This window comes from Furfurilactobacillus siliginis (assembly GCF_001437435.1).
Classification (GTDB): Bacteria; Bacillota; Bacilli; order Lactobacillales; family Lactobacillaceae; genus Furfurilactobacillus; species Furfurilactobacillus siliginis.
This window is the reverse complement of the sequence record NZ_JQCB01000001.1, coordinates 167,824-183,907: the sequence shown is the minus strand read 5'-3', so window position 1 is coordinate 183,907 and position 16,084 is coordinate 167,824. Positions and strand designations below refer to the sequence as shown.

General features: G+C 45.3%; 13 protein-coding genes. 11 read left to right on the top strand and 2 right to left on the bottom strand.

Annotation, left to right across the window (positions count from 1 at the left end; all coding sequences use genetic code 11):
• Positions 1-356: 356 nt before the first annotated feature.
• The 5 genes from IV55_RS00780 (at position 357) to IV55_RS00760 (ending at position 6,178) form a co-directional block, all read left to right on the top strand.
• Positions 357-1,304, top strand: a complete 948-nt coding sequence (locus tag IV55_RS00780) for an L-lactate dehydrogenase (protein WP_057808503.1) — start codon at positions 357-359, stop codon at positions 1,302-1,304.
• Positions 1,305-1,617: 313 nt separating this feature from the next.
• The gene (locus IV55_RS00775) at positions 1,618-3,000 is read left to right on the top strand and encodes a class II fumarate hydratase (RefSeq protein WP_057808502.1); all 1,383 of its coding nucleotides are present in this window, start codon (positions 1,618-1,620) and stop codon (positions 2,998-3,000) included.
• 187 nt (positions 3,001-3,187) lie between these two features.
• A complete protein-coding gene (locus tag IV55_RS00770; protein ID WP_057808501.1) occupies positions 3,188-4,606 on the top strand; it encodes an anion permease in 1,419 nt (472 codons plus the stop codon).
• Positions 4,607-4,831: 225 nt separating this feature from the next.
• Complete coding sequence (locus IV55_RS00765; protein WP_057808500.1) at positions 4,832-5,755, top strand: aldo/keto reductase; 924 nt, start codon at positions 4,832-4,834, stop codon at positions 5,753-5,755.
• A 69-nt stretch (positions 5,756-5,824) separates the two neighbouring features.
• Complete coding sequence (locus IV55_RS00760; protein ID WP_057808499.1) at positions 5,825-6,178, top strand: DUF6176 family protein; 354 nt, start codon at positions 5,825-5,827, stop codon at positions 6,176-6,178.
• Between the two features lie 235 nt (positions 6,179-6,413).
• On the opposite strand, the gene IV55_RS00755 is transcribed toward IV55_RS00760, so the two are convergent.
• Positions 6,414-7,358, bottom strand: coding sequence for a sugar-binding transcriptional regulator (locus IV55_RS00755; RefSeq protein WP_057808498.1), 945 nt, complete (start codon positions 7,356-7,358; stop codon positions 6,414-6,416).
• A gap of 235 nt (positions 7,359-7,593) precedes the next feature.
• Here IV55_RS00755 and citC point away from each other — a divergent pair, with 235 nt between their 5' ends.
• The 5 genes from citC (at position 7,594) to IV55_RS00730 (ending at position 12,808) form a co-directional block, all read left to right on the top strand.
• A complete protein-coding gene (gene citC / locus IV55_RS00750) occupies positions 7,594-8,652 on the top strand; it encodes a [citrate (pro-3S)-lyase] ligase (RefSeq protein WP_057808497.1) in 1,059 nt (352 codons plus the stop codon).
• Entirely contained in the window at positions 8,642-8,935 is a 294-nt protein-coding gene (citD, locus tag IV55_RS00745) for a citrate lyase acyl carrier protein (RefSeq protein WP_057808496.1), read from the top strand. Before citC ends, citD begins: the two co-directional genes overlap by 11 nt.
• 2 nt (positions 8,936-8,937) lie before the next feature.
• On the top strand, positions 8,938-9,852 hold the full coding sequence (gene citE, locus IV55_RS00740) for a citrate (pro-3S)-lyase subunit beta (protein WP_057808495.1): 915 nt from the start codon (positions 8,938-8,940) through the stop codon (positions 9,850-9,852).
• Positions 9,842-11,380: a citrate lyase subunit alpha gene (gene citF / locus IV55_RS00735; protein WP_057808494.1), complete on the top strand. Its 1,539-nt coding sequence runs from the start codon at positions 9,842-9,844 to the stop codon at positions 11,378-11,380. Before citE ends, citF begins: the two co-directional genes overlap by 11 nt.
• Before the next feature lie 528 nt (positions 11,381-11,908).
• Positions 11,909-12,808: a LysR family transcriptional regulator gene (locus tag IV55_RS00730; protein WP_057808493.1), complete on the top strand. Its 900-nt coding sequence runs from the start codon at positions 11,909-11,911 to the stop codon at positions 12,806-12,808.
• A gap of 130 nt (positions 12,809-12,938) precedes the next feature.
• On the opposite strand, the gene IV55_RS00725 is transcribed toward IV55_RS00730, so the two are convergent.
• The gene (locus tag IV55_RS00725) at positions 12,939-14,780 is read right to left on the bottom strand and encodes an FAD-binding protein (protein WP_057808492.1); all 1,842 of its coding nucleotides are present in this window, start codon (positions 14,778-14,780) and stop codon (positions 12,939-12,941) included.
• 148 nt (positions 14,781-14,928) lie between these two features.
• Between IV55_RS00725 and IV55_RS00720 the strand changes: the two genes are divergently transcribed.
• Complete coding sequence (locus tag IV55_RS00720) at positions 14,929-15,858, top strand: LysR family transcriptional regulator (RefSeq protein WP_162260723.1); 930 nt, start codon at positions 14,929-14,931, stop codon at positions 15,856-15,858.
• The last annotated feature ends 226 nt before the right edge of the window (positions 15,859-16,084 follow it).

Genomic DNA, 16,084 nt, shown 5'->3' with positions numbered 1-16,084 from the left:
AGCAAGACCTAGAACGGCCGTACGGATTGGTCTTCAATCCGGTAGGTGGTTCGTAGTTTGCACAGCGACTTGACTTTTGACGCACGTTTCAGCTATTGAAATTTAGACAGCAACAATGGGGTCGCAGACATAATTAGTTATGTTTGCGACCCTTTAATTTATGCTTGACGACAATTGGCCAAGGCGGTAAGCTACCGATATCAATTGGTCGTGAAAAAGTAAGCAAGGATCGATTGGAACTAATTAACTTACCTCAGATAGACACATTCACCGCCATGAATGTGTTGTTACAACAGTTGGTTTCGTGTTCTACCACACAACTAACCCGAATTGTTTCCTGAAAGGAAGTTATTAAAATGACGAATCAAGTAAATCATCACAAAGTTGTTCTGGTCGGTGACGGCTCCGTTGGCTCTTCTTATGCATTTGCAATGATGCAGCAGCAGGTGGCCGATGAATTGGTCATTGTGGACATTGCGCAAGACCATATTCAAGGGGATGCCCTTGATTTAGAAGATGTTCAGCCACTGACGGCACCGCTTGATGTGCATGCTGGCACATATGCTGATGCCAGTGACGCCGACCTCGTTATTTTGACTGCCGGCGTCCCACGTAAACCAGGCGAATCACGACTGGATCTCGTTAATAAGAATCTAAAAATCTTACAATCAATCATTAAACCAGTGATGGATAGTGGCTTTGATGGAATTTTCATCGTTGCAGCTAACCCGGTCGACGTATTGACGGCTGCTACGCAAAAGCTGTCTGGCCTACCACGCAATCGCGTGATTGGTTCCGGAACATCATTAGATACAAGCCGTTGGCAGGTTGCGCTAGCCAAGAAGTTTAATGCTGATTTGCGCACTGTGAATGCCTTTATCCTGGGGGAACACGGTGATAGTGAATTTGCTGCGTATGAAGCAGCGACGATTGCTGGCAAGCCATTATTGACAGTTGCTAAGGAAGCGGGCGTTACACAGGCTGAATTAGACGACATGGAACAGGCAACGCGGGTTAAGGGTGGTAGCATCATCAAATTAAAAGGTGCGACTTTCTATGGTGTTGCAACGAGTTTGATGCGCCTAAGCCGTGCCGTGTTACACAATGAAAATGTTGTGTTGCCGATTGGCGCACCAGTTGATGGCCAATACGGCTTACACGATATGTACATTGGTACGCCAGCGTTGATCAATGCAACTGGTGTGGCCGAAGTATTGGAAGTGCCACTATCAGCGGCTGAACAAGCTAAGATGGTGAAGTCTGCTGATGCCTTACAAGCTGTTTTAAATGACGCACTTAATTAGATAACTTTCACAAACGTGGTCGAATAATTCTGATCACGTTTTTTATTTTGTAAATAAAATTGTTTGTTTTACAATTTTTTAAAGCAAACTAATAATCAGAAAAGTCGCTAGAACCCTGATTTTAAAGCGCATTCAGCGTGTCCATAAATATTTTTAATGCCGACACAGATGTTTGACTATAAACTTTGTGTGCTTGTACACTTGTGTCAATTGAGAGATTGAGGTTCGTTGTTTACAAGGTGATTCACGGATGCTCAATTTTTATTTATCCTTGTTTGTTACAAAACACACAAAGAAACGGAGGCACATTTAGATGTCAGATTACCGTGTTGAAGAAGATACCATTGGGCCAGTTAAGATTCCGAGTGAAGCATTATGGGGACCACAGACTGAACGTAGTCGGAACAATTTCCCAACGGGTCAATTTATGCCAATCGCCATTATTCGCGCATTACTTCAGATCAAGCATGCTGCTGCTGAAGCGAACCAAGAACTTGGTCAGATTGCCCCAGAAAAGGGCCAACTGATTGTTCGTGCCATTGATGAATTATTGAAGTTGAGTGACGAAGACTTACGTAAAGATTTCCCACTACGCGTTTACCAGACTGGTTCTGGTACGCAAACGAACATGAACACGAACGAAGTTGTCGCTCATGAAGCAGCTAAGTTAGACGACAGTATCGAAATTTTGCCAAATGACGATGTGAACCATGGTCAAAGTTCTAACGACATTTTCCCAACTGCCATGAACATCACTGCTAGTGTTGCTGTTGCTGAATTAGAAGCATCCGCACAGCACTTGATCGATGAATTAAAAGTTAAGCAAGACGAATACTGGCGGACAGTTAAAATCGGCCGGACACACTTGCAAGACGCGACACCATTAACATTTGGTCAAGAAATCAGTGGTTGGGTCAGCATGATCGAACATGATCTCGGCTACTTGAAGAGCCTGGATGGCACACTGCTTGAATTAGCAATGGGTGGCACCGCTGTTGGGACAGGGTTAAATGCTGCACCTGGATTTGCCGATGACATTGCTGCACGGATGAGCAAGGTTTACGGTCAGGAATTCACTGCTAAGACCAACAAGTTCTATGGATTAGCTGCACATTCTAACTTGGACGTTGTGCATGGTGCCATGAAGACCTTAGCAGCTGACTTATTGAAGATTGCCAATGATGTTCGCTTCTTGGCTAGTGGTCCACGGGCTGCTTATGCAGAATTGAACATTCCTGCAAACGAACCAGGATCTTCAATCATGCCTGGTAAAGTTAACCCTACACAAGCTGAAGCAATCACCATGGCGGCCGTTCGTGTGATGGGGAACGATGTTGTTGTAACGATGGCTTCTTCACAGGGTAACTTTGAAATGAACGTGTACAAGCCAGTGTTAGTTGACGCCTTTCTGGAATCAGCTGAACTGTTACGTGGCACGATGATCGGCTTTGCTGACAAGATGATTCATGGTATGACCGTCAATGAAACGCGGATGCAAGAATTAGTCGACAATTCATTGATGACTGTGACGGCCTTATCACCACACATTGGTTACCATGACAGTGCAAAGATCGCGCAACAAGCCGACGAAGATGGGACGACGTTACGTGTTGCAGCATTGAAGTCTGGCAAAGTCACTGCTGAACAATTCGATGAATGGGTTGATCCTTTGAAGATGACCAACATCGATCGGTAAGTATCATTCGCTTTAAAAAATAAAGCATTTCTTGATTAAGGAGGAATGGCACATGGCATTCGCACTGTTAGGTTTGTTAGTATTGTCGTCCTTATTGGTTGGGTTGGCGCTCACATCACTTGATGCGCACACCTTAGAATGTAAAACACCTGCTGATTCATCAGCGGAATAACGAGGGGAAATAAACATGGCTCTAGAGAAGATTAAATATAAGAAGTTTCTCTGGCCGGTCGTGATTGGACTATTGTTATGGTTCAGTTCACCGATTCGGCCAGAAGGGGTAACGATTGCTGCTTGGCATATCCTAGCAATTTTCGTTGCGACCATCATTGCTTGTATCACTCAGCCACTACCAATTGCTGGTGTGGCGCTGATTGGTATGACAATCACCGTTGTCTTAGGCATCGTGCCAATGGAAGAAGCCGTTACTGCATTTGGTACCAACGTGGTTTGGTTGATTGCCATGGCATACTTCCTGTCACGTGGCTTTATCAAAACTGGCTTTGGTCGACGGGTTGCGTTGATCTTCGTTCGGCTATTTGGTAAACGGACGTTAGGACTGGCTTACTCATTGATTGGGGTTGATTTGCTAACCGCCCCCGCAACACCAAGTAACACGGCGCGTGCCGGTGGGATTATTTTCCCGATCATCGACTCGTTGGCTGAAACGTTTGGTTCACATCCTAAAGATGGTACGGAACGTAAGATTGGTTCTTTCTTGGTTTATTCTGAATTCCAAGGGGACATCATCACGTCTGCAATGTTCTTAACAGCCATGGCGCCTAACTTGGTTGCCGTTGAAATGGCTGCTAAAGCCGGCGTTCACATCACTTGGGTTAGCTGGTTCTTGACTGCACTGGTGCCAGGGATTATTAGTTTGATTTGTGTGCCATACATTATTTACAAACTCTATCCACCAGAAGTTAAAGAAACGCCAAATGCCAAGGGTTGGGCTGAAAAAGAACTTGCTGAAATGGGACCAATGAGCAAAGCTGAAAAGCTAATGTGTGCCATCTTCGGCTTAGCATTGTTCCTATGGATCATCTCCAGCTTCATTGGGTTAGATGCAACTTTGGTAGCCTTCATCGCCGTTTCATTACTGTTACTGACTGGTGTGTTATCAACTAGTGACATTTTGAAAGAAACCGGTGCATGGAACACGGTTATCTGGTTCTCAATCTTGATTTTCTTAGCTAACCAATTGACTAAGTTTGGTTTGATCAAGTGGTTATCAACTTCCATCGGTAGTGCTTTACATGGTGTTAACTGGATTTGGGTATTGATTGCACTGTTTATCTTTTACTTCTACACTCACTACTTGTTCGCATCTGGTACTGCACATGTTACGGCAATGTACGCTGCATTATTGGCAGTTGCTTTAGCAGCCGGTGTACCTCATATGTTAGCTGCCATGATGTTAGCATTGTGTGGTCCATTGTTTAGTTCAACGACCCACTATGCAAGTGGCCCAGCAACAGTCTTGTTCGGTGCAGGCTACGTGAAACAGTCAGACTGGTGGCGTCTAAATGCCATCATCGGTGTGTTCTACATCATCGTATGGCTAGGCGGCGGCCTGTTATGGACCAAAGTATTAGGCATGTGGTAAAAAAATAGAGAGCGAAAAGACCCGGACAGCGGCCAGGCAATGCACAGGAAGTTGGGTCTTGTAGCTCGTTTCCGCTATATAAAAGCAAAGCACCGTCACTTCACCAACCTGAAGTGACGGTGCTTTTATTTTGCAATTCAATCGTCAAAAGCCACATCCTTAGCAATTTCGGCCAATAAATCCTAAGATGAACCTATAAACAGTCATCAATAGGAGGAACTACACATGGCAGACACAGTCAAAATTGGTAAAAGCACGGTCACCACAACAAAGCTTGGTTTAGGAACAAACAAGGTCGGTGGACACAATCTGTTCGCTGACTTAAACGACCAAGATGGCGTAGATGTCATCACAACCGCACTGGAAAATAATATTACGTTACTGGATACAGCTTTCATGTATGGCAAAGGCCGCTCCGAAGAAATTATCGGTGATGTGCTGCAAGGTTTAGATCGTAGCAAGGTTGTCATTGCAACTAAAGCAGCCCAAGATCCTGATAACGACCTTGAATTAAACAATACGCCAGCTTTTCTGAAACAAGCGGTTGATGAGGCATTAACGCGGTTGAAGACAGATTATATCGATATTTTCTACATTCATTTTCCTGACGAAGCGACACCTAAAAATGAGGCGCTTGCTGCATTGAATGAACTCAAACAGGCCGGTAAAATCAAGGCGATTGGTGTCTCCAATTTCAGCTTTGATCAATTGAAAGAAGCCAACCAAGATGATCTAGTTGATATCGTAGAAGATAACTATAGTCTGGTTCATCGTGATGCCGAAAAGGAATTGTTCCCATATTTAAAGGAACATCAAATTTCCTTCGTTCCGTATTTCCCACTTGCATCTGGCTTATTGACCGGCAAATATACAGAAGCGGATGCTGGTAAGTTTACTGGGCGTTTCTCAGAAGCTCAGTTCAAACAAATCATTGCCGCAGTTGATGGCGTGCGTGCCATTGCGACGGCACATGATGCGACGGTTGCACAAACGATTATCGCCTGGTACCTAGCCAATCCAAATATCAGTGTTGTGATTCCTGGTGCGCGGAAGCCAGAACAAGTGGAAAGTAATGCAAAGGCGCTTGACGTTACTTTGACAGCAGATGAATACGATAGAATCGACGAGTTATTTAGCGCATTTAAATAGCTTTTATTTCCCAGGGAATAGTATCTGAAAATATGGATGGTATATTTGGTTCTAAAGGTGGTCTGAAGTATGCAAACGGAATTAATGGGTTTTCCAGTTAAACTAGGCAAAGAAGAAACTGCAATGGAATGGATGACCTTCTTAAAGGCGCATCAGCAGGATTTTCTAAAGACATTACCAGATGAGCAGATGATGGTGGAATCCATTTTCACTACAACGATTTCAGGAAAAATGTATTTGTGCTGGTATTCAATTCAAGGTGAAAACCCGCGTCGGGTTGAAGACTCAGACAATGAACTTGATCGAAAACACGTCGCCTATTGGGAAGATTGCATTGATGAACAACAGCCACCATTGAGGTTTAAACATATTGTTAATTATGTACCTACAGAACTTACTAATACGATGTCAGAGCTATATTAGTTAGTGTATATAAAATGAAAAAGAGTGGGACAAAAGTCGGGAAGTAGCGAGCAAGATCTAGAACGGCCCTACGGATTAGGCTTCAATCCGGTAGGCTGTTCGTAGTCTGCACAGCGACTTGACTTTTGGCGCACGTTTCCGTTATTGAAACTTAGAAAACAACAATGGGTCTGGGACATAATTAGTTATGTCCCAGACCCATTTCTAGTGTGAGCAAACGCAGGTAGCTGAACTATTAATCATCCATTTCCAACAGTACTCGGTTGGCGACTGCCTCATTAGTAATAACGTCGGTCAAAAAGCCACCGCGTAAGGCACCCAATAATGCACGGCTCTTAAACTTACTCTTAACAATTCCGACACGTCTTGGGACTGCAAGTAAGTGACTCATGTCAGTTCCCATGGCCTTGTCATCAGTAACTAAGATATTACCGTCAACGTCGTAAGGCCGGCCAAATAACATACCGGCAATCTTATTTTCATCTACTCCAGGGAATAGATCAGCAAAGTGCTGCTTCCAAACGGGGATGGTATTAACAGAGGCGAGGGTACCAATCCCAGCAAACAGCAGATCCATCTGATTTGCAGCAGTTAGTGTTGGCAGTAATGCTGGTTCATTGCCAAGCTGTGTTCGAACATCGTCGTTAGTAATGTACAAAGGCGTTGGTAAGGTTAAGTAAGTAGCATCAAACTTAGCGGCGGCTTTTTGTACCAAGGGTACCGTGCTGGCGGCAGTATTCAACTTCATGTTTTCGCCGATGAATTGTGTAAATACCAAATTCTCGCGGACTTCCGTTTGGAAGTGGTCGATTATATTCCAGACTGTACCACCCCAAGTCATGCCGACTGTATGACTATGGCGAATCAAGTCCTGCACCTCACTGGCAGCGAAATCGATGATGTTTGCGGAGTCCTTATCTGGTGATTCCGTGTCGCGCAAAATGTACATATTACGAATGTTAAAACGTTGCTTGAAGCTGAGCTCTAGTTCCAAGTTACGCGAAACAGGTGCATCGATACTGATTTTAACTAATCCCGACCCTAATGCTTCGTCGAGTGATTTAGTGATGAGGTACCGGCTCAACTGATATTTACTAGAAATATCGGTGATTGGCAACTTAGATAAGTAGAAATCCTGTGCGATGCTAGCTAATAATTCACGATGTTTAACGTCATCCATGGTAGATACTCCATTCAAGTCGAGGTTTGTTTAATTAAATATAGTCTTTTTAAAAATGTAAGTCGAGTTTTATTTGTTAAAAATAACCGTCAAACGTCTTTTAATATTTAAAAAATAATACGAATATTTGCAATATTTATATAACGAAGGTAAAATAACCATTGTAGAACATGAAACTAAAGCTGTTTTAATTCCTATGTGATTTTTGTAATTAGGGGAGGTGTAGAAACCAGTAATGGACAATGAAATTGTTGATCTACATTTGCGTGATCGCCATGAGCGTAAGCAGTGGGAAAGTTTTCTGACAGACCTCGGCATTACGGACTTCTCCACTCAAGAAACAGCAGCAATCGATTTTACCCTAGGCATTTATGAGGGGGACCGGTTGGTTGCGACAGGTTCGGCGGCCGGCAACGTGTTAAAGTACATCGCTGTGTGTAACAAAGACACAACTAACGGTGCCCGCTTCAACGCAATTGTATCAGCACTGATCAACCGACTGTTTCAACAACAAATTTTTCATTTATTCGTATTCACGAAGCTGAAGTATTCTGATAGTTTTCAGCATGTTGGCTTTCATGAACTTGCTCACTCTGACGTGGCGGCGTTACTAGAGACAGGCGATGAAGGCATCGACGATTACCTACAAGCAATCCCGCGGGTGGCTGATCAGGATACGAAACAGGTTGCTGGGATTGTCATGAATGCCAATCCTTTTACCAAAGGGCATCGTTATCTAGTCGAAACGGCTGCAAAAGCTAATGACGTTGTGTATGTGTTCGTTGTGAATACAGATGCCTCATTATTCACCACAGCGGAACGATTTGAACTCGTTCAAGCAGGCACGGCTGATTTGGATAATGTCATTGTCGTTAATGGCGGTGATTATATGGTCAGCTTTGCGACGTTCCCGGCCTACTTTTTGCCCACGGCAGATCAGCAGGTGACCTACCAAACGACGCTTGATGCCAGAATCTTTCGTGAGCGAATCGCCCCTGCATTAAATATCACAGCCCGTTACTTAGGGACAGAACCCTTGTCACGGACGACTGGAATTTATAACCAAGTTTTGACAAAGGAATTACCACCAGCGGTAAACGTCACGATTGTTGACCGCAAGCAAACAGATACTGGTACGTTTATCACGGCAACAGCAGTCCGCAAAGCGATTGCTGAGGATCAACTTGATTCGTTGGCTGATTTACTACCTGTTTCAACGGTGACATTTATTAAAGACCACTTAAGTACTTTACGAGCACGGATTCAGAAAGGAATGAACATCAATGGAAATTAAGCAAACGGCATTGGCCGGCACGCTGGAATCTTCTGACATTCAAATCATGTTGTCAAAGGGAACCGATGGCGTCAGCATTGAACTGGAATCAGATGTTGAAAAACAATTCGGAGATCAGATTCGTTTGGTCATCACGGAAACGTTACATCAGTTTGAACTGGATAACGTGAAGGTCAAGGCAATTGACAAAGGTGCACTGGATTGTGTCATTAAGGCACGGACCATCGCTGCTGCCCAACGTGCCTTACAAACGCAGGATCAACCTGCCTGGGAGGTATTCTAAACATGGCTGAAACAACTGAACGTTTACGCCGGACAATGATGTTCGTCCCTGGGAATAACCCTGCAATGGTGAAGGATGCCGGGATTTACGGTGCTGACTCCATTATGTTTGACTTGGAAGATGCCGTTTCGATGGCTGAAAAAGATGCCGCCCGTGCATTGGTCTACGAAGCATTGCAAACGCAAGACTACGGTGATGCTGAATTAGTTGTCCGGATCAACGGGGACGACACGCCTTATTACCACAATGATATCAAGGCGATGGTTAAGGCTGGCATCGATGTTATTCGGCTACCTAAGACGGAAACGGCTGATATGATCACGACGTTAGTGGCAGATGTTGCTGCTGCTGAAAAAGAATTTGGTCGTGAAGAAGGTTCCACCCACGTGATGGCTGCGATCGAAAGTGCCAAGGGTGTTTTAAACGCCCCTGCCATCGCTGCTGCCTCAGACCGGATGATCGGGATTGCTTTATCGGCCGAAGATTACACGACTGATATGAAGACTCATCGTTATCCTGATGGCGCCGAGTTAGAATTTGCCCGGAACATGGTGCTTCATTCAGCTCGTGCAGCCGGCATCGCAGCCTTCGATACTGTATTCACCAACATGGATGACACAGAAGGCTTCTACCGCGAGACAAAACATATTCACCAACTTGGCTTTGATGGTAAATCACTGGTTAACCCTCGCCAAATCGCTATGGTTAATGATGTCTACCAACCAACCGAAAAGGAAATTGCTAACGCCCGTAACGTGATCAATGCGATTGAAGAAGCACGGATCAAGGGTTCAGGTGTTATTTCAATGAATGGACAAATGGTTGACCGTCCCGTTGTTCTGCGTGCAGAACGGGTGATGCGGTTAGCTAAAGCCAGCAACTTAGTGGATGAGGAGGGTAACGACCTTGAAAAATAATGTTGACCGCGAACTGCCAGAAGATTTGATGAGCAGTTTAAACTACCAACCATATGAAACAACTGAAATCGGCAATCCTGAAATTCAACGGGTTGCACCCGTCGTACGTGCACAAACTGGGGACGATAAGTTAGTTGATTCTATCGAAGACGTTGTGAAAGCAACCGTTAAAGATGGGATGACCATTTCTTTCCATCACCATTTCCGTAACGGTGATTTCGTCTTTAACAAGGTGATGCGTGTGATCATCGATGCCGGTATCAAAGACCTAACACTGGCACCATCATCACTGACTGGTGTTATGAATGATATGGTCGTTGAGGCCATTAAGGCTGGTACAGTTACGAATATCACTAGTTCAGGAATGCGTGGCTCACTTGGGGACTTTGTCTCACATGGAAACTTGAAGAACCCAGTTATCTTCCGTTCTCATGGAAACCGTGCACGTGCCATCGAACATGGTGACATCAAAATCGACGTTGCTTTCTTAGGTGTTCCAAACGCTGATAAATTAGGGAATGCCAATGGTATGGAAGGAAAAGCTGTCTTTGGTTCACTCGGTTATGCCTTGATGGACGCGCAGTACGCCAACAAGGTGGTATTGCTGACAGATAACTTGATGCCTTACCCAAATACCCCAGCATCAATTAAACAAACACAGGTTGACTACGTGGTTGAGGTTGACCAAGTGGGTGATCCTGAAAAGATTGGTTCTGGCGCAACTCGTTTCACCAAGGACCCTAAGGAATTGAAGATTGCGGAGACAGTTAATAACGTCATTACGCATTCACCTTACTTTAAGGATGGTTTCTCATTCCAAACTGGTTCAGGTGGTGCAGCCTTAGCCGTTACACGTTACCTTCGTCAATCCATGTTGGATAACCAAATCAAGGCATCGTTTGCCTTGGGCGGGATTACCAAACCAACGACAGATATGTTGAAGGAAGGTCTAATCGACCGTGTCATGGATGTGCAGGACTTTGATAAGGGTGCTGCCGATTCCATGCATACAGACCCTCGTCAACAGGAAATCGACGCATCATGGTATGCCGATCCTGATAACAAGGGTGCCATGGTTGACCAACTTGATGTCGTTATCTTGAGTGCTTTGGAAATCGATACGAAGTTTAACGTCAACGTTATGACTGGTTCTGATGGTGTTATTCGTGGTGCCATTGGTGGTCATCAAGATGCCGCAACAGCTAAATTAACCATTATCTCAGCCCCACTTGTTCGTGGACGGATCGCAACGGTTGTGCCAGATGTGACGACGGTTGTTACTCCTGGAGATTCCATCGATGTCTTAGTAACTGAATACGGAATTGCCATTAATCCTAAGCGGACAGACTTAATTGACGCATTGGGCCACATTGCTGGTGTTCCAGTATTCACCATTGAGGAATTGCAAAAATTAGCAGCCTCAAAGGTCGGTAACGCTAAACCACTAGAATTTACAGACCGGACAGTCGCCATGATCGAATACCGTGATGGTACGATTATTGATGCAGTCAAAGAAGTAAAAGACTAGTGTGCGGATCAACCCGGTTTGATTCCGAGCACCAACAAGCAAGGCGGTAGTGGGCGATTTTGCCCACGGACGGCTTGTAGGTTGGGCACAGGAATCAGGGTTGAGTAGCCTGATTAAAGACTAGTGTGCGAAGCAACCCGGGTTGGTTCCGAGCACCAACAGGCAGGGCGGTAAGGGCTTTAGCCCTGGACGGTCGGCCAGTTGGGCACAGGAATCAGGGTTGAGTAGCATGATTAAAAACTAGTGTGCGAAACACTGCGGTTTGGTCTCGATCACCGACAAGCAAGGCGGTAGTGGGCGGTCTTGCCCACGGACGGCTTGTAGGTCGGGCACAGAGATCAGCAGTGGTAAGCATGATTAAAGGACCAGTGTGCGAAACACCCCGGGTTGATTCCGAGCACCAACAAAAAGAAGTTAGTGACCTCACCGCCGCGTGACTTCACTAGCTTCTTTTATTGTTAGAAGGGGTTTTCAAAGCAGAATATGGTAACCTTGTGATATATAAGTGACTAAGGGAGGTCGCGGTGCATGAACACACGCGATTTGGCATATTTTTCAGCATTAGTGGAACTAAAGAGTTATACGGAAGTAGCCAACCAGTTTAAGGTTAGTCAACCAACGATTACAGTTGCGATTCAGCGATTGGAAACGGAATTTGGTGCGCCTTTGGTACAGCGAGACCGCGCACACAACAAGCTGACGATTACTCGTGCAGGTACCTTATTAGATCAGCGGTCTCAACAGATTTTAAAGGATCTTGAGTTGGCGCATCGAGAAGTTGAACAGGCCGATCAAACGACTATCCGTTTTGGAATTCCACCGATTATTGGAACGATGTGGTTTCCATTGGTTGCTGGCGAACTATTTGCCAAGGGATTATTGAGTGCAACGCAAACGTTAGAGGTCGGTTCTGAACAATTGTTAGAGGAACTTGACTCCGGCAATATTGATGTTGCCTTACTCGGTTCTGTGCGGCCGCTTCGGCATGATAATCTAGATATCACGTTGTTGGCGTCACATCCATTCAAAGCGGTTGTGAGTGTTGATCATCCCCTGGCTGGTGCCGGTCATATTTCATTTGAACAACTCGCACGTGATAATTTCATCACGATGACTGGTAAATTTGTTCATCCTCAGGCATTGAAAGCCTACAGTGAGTTTGCCGGGTTCAATCCAAAAGTGGTTTATAGCACGCCAACACTGTCTTTGATCAAGGGGTTGGTGCGAGCAAACTTAGGTGTCAGTCTATTGGTGGATGACGCGATTCAGCCAGGAGACGGTGTGGTTTCATTGACGTTGGATGATCCTTTGCCAGAGCGGTTTAATATGTCTTTGGTGGTCCGCAAAGCCTTCATGCCTAATCGTTTGCAGCAAGAGTTTATCAGTACGTTATTTAGTTTGAAAAAAGTTGCTAAAAGTGAAAAATAAAAAAGAGCGAAACATAAGGTGAGAAGTTGCGAGCAAGACCTAGAACGACTGTCCGGGATGGTTTTTAACCCGGTAGGTAGTTCGTGGTCTGCACGGCGACTTGACTTATGTTTCGCTCTTTTTGATGAGCTTAGTTCTGTACCTTACTGAGGGCATCTTTCACGGCATCTTTGATTGCATTACTTGAAACCGAGGCGCCACTGACACCGTCGACATCATAAGTATTGGCGGCCACCATGGCAGCTGGTAATGTTTCCATGGCCTTACCACCGACTTCACCAGTTTCGCTTTCTTTCATGACTTCAACGTTTTCTAAGCGGTTGTCAGCATACGTGATCCGAACGACAACTTGCCCACCAATACCATTTGCACTAGTACCGAGGAATTGATTGTCCGTGAGTTCAATTGCCGCTAAACTAGCTTCCGCAGCCAGATCGTTATCCGTTGATACTTCATGTTGACTAGCACCACTGATAGCATCTAGAACGACTGTGGCAGCACCTGGTTCCTTTGCTTTAGCAGCATTCTCACCAGCAATTTTTCCGAAGATTAAACATTCAGCCAGGTTCCCACCGGCTTGATACTGGTTAGTGGAAATACCACCTAGTTCGCCTGCACCATATAAGTGAGGAATGGGACGTTGGTTAGTATCTAGAATTTCAGCGTGTGCATTTCGGCGTGGTCCACCTTGTGTATTTAATACGACATTAGTTAATTCAATGGCGTAGTAAGGGCCTTCATCAAAGGTACGCATTGTTTCAGGTGCTCGGTTGAAAGCATAATCGGTGCCAACGGTCGCAAAATGGTTAAAGTTGCTGATTGTCGCTTGCAGGATTTCAGGGCTGGCATCAATCAAGGCAGCCAATTCCGCAACTGAAGCTGCATGGACTAAGTTGGCTTTGAAATCGGGATCGGGTAGTTTTTCGGCAGCCATAAACTGATCATATTGGGCTTGGTCGAAGACGAGGTGGGGATGCACGTTGGTTCGAGGGATGCGCCAAGTACCGTGGTCGTAAATGTGCCCGTGACGCTGGGACTCATCTTCTTTAAAGTACCGGCTGCCATCGTCAGCGACTGTGATTACACTACCAGAGAAAACACTCTGACCAGGTGCCAATTGTAAACGAGCGCGTTCGCCATCTTTAGGCTTAAATGCCATACCATGTAAAAAGCCAAGTGCTTCATAGTTACTCATGTGCCATAGGTCCGCGCCGACTTCTTGTGCCATGCGAAGACCGTCACCTTTATTGTATAAAGTACCTAACACAGCGACGTGTTCAGCACCGAGGTAATCTTGTACGTCTTGCTGATTATTTTCAAAGCCGCCCATGGCCATGACGACGCCATTATTGGCGCGGATATTTTGAATTTTCCCGTGATGTTTTATTTGAACACCGAGGATCATATTGGTGTCGGGATCCTGAATCAAATGTTGGGCAGGTGAAGAGAACCAAACGTCAATTTTGTCCATTCGGTCGACGACTTTTTCGCGAAGCAAACGCCAAAGGGCAGCATCAAAGATACCGTTATGAACAGTCGTGAAATCGTAGGACTTTACGCCATCAATTTCAGGGTATTCGTAAATGGCTTCTTCAATTGGAATCGGCGTTGGTAAGTTTGCTAAATCATGCTTTGAACTCACGGGCTCAACACCTAAGTATGTTTTCACGTAGTCACGCATGCCCACCATGCCGTGAACAAACGTATCAATCATGGTTTCGTCAAGCTTCATTGGCGCAGTTAGTCCTTGATAGTACTTTTTAGCACCTTCGAAATCGTCACCTGTACCAATTAATTGAGCAGCATAGCGGGTGTTCCCGCCTTCGTGGCCGCTAGGTGCGGCATCGGCTAAAAGTACTTTCGCACCAGCATCTGCTGCAAAGCGAGCGGCCGTTGCGCCTGCGCCACCAAAACCTAGTACGATAACGTCATAGGTTGTATCCCAAGTGATCCCTTTAATGTTTGTCGTCATATGTGAATCATCCCTTCATCTGTAATGATCAGTAGTGAGCAATGTCTATAATGTCATTATGAAATCGCTAACAGTAAAAGGGAAATACCAATTAATTCGCATCGATATAACAAAAGAGTAATAATAGGTGAAAATGACTGTGGAGGGCATGATGGAAGAACGTTTGGGGGAGTTTCTGACAGCAGTACGCCGCTACGATACGTTTACGGCTGTTGCACAAAGTTTATTTGTCAGTCAGCCATATGTGAGTCGGCAAATCGGTGCAGCCGAGAAAAAGTATCAGGTTCAATTGGTGGATCGCGCCACCACACCTATTCGCCTGACATATGCGGGTGAACGACTGCTTGCCTACCTGCAACGTGAACAACAGGTACAACGCAATTTGATGGCGGAGATGAACCGGCTGGGGAATTATGCTGCGGGATCCATTTCGATTGGGATTAATCAGCCATTAGGTGCGAGCTGGTTGCCGCGTTTGCTTGAGTTATTCTATGAAAAGTTTCCCCAAGTACATTTAACGGTGGCTGAGGTAACGACTAGCAAAGCCGCTAGTATGCTAGTGGACGGGCAACTAGACATGTTCATCGGCAAACGTTTTTATGATGAGCGGGTGGCCACACAAAAACTAGGAACATTACCGCTAGCGTTACTCGTTCCAAAGAACTCGCCGCTTTACCATACAGGACCCATTGTGCGACCACTGACTGACGAAATGATGAACGCATTGAATGGCGAACCATTTATTGGAATCGGTAACGAGTCCACTTTTCAAGAGGCAGTTGACCATGCCCTGCAAGACAATGGTATTCGTGTCAACAAACGCATCGAGGCCAGCGATTCGCGAATTGCAATCAACTTAGCTGCCAGCGGTTTGGGGACGACAATTACGAGTCCAAACGCACTTAGTCGGCTGCCAGAAAATGCAAAAGTCAACGTATTGGTATTTCCTGAAGCGATGCTGAGCTTAGAGTTGTGCGTGGCCCATCGTCAAGATGACGTGTTACCAGAGCCGTTGCGGGTGTTATTACAGCTTGTATTAACGAACGCGGATACGTTGTTGGCGTTACCGCTGATATAACTACTTGAATCCCAAAATCGAGAGAGTGGGACAAAAGTCGGGAAGTCGTGAGCAAGACCTAGAACTGCCGTAGGGTTGGGCTTCAACCCGGTAGGTAGTTTGTAGTCTGCACAGCGACTTGACCTTTGGCCCACGTTTTCTACTATTTTAAATTCGTAAATTAAAAGAGAGTTTAGGACAATATCGTATGTCCCAAACTCTCAATTTTACTTTTATGAATTTAAAC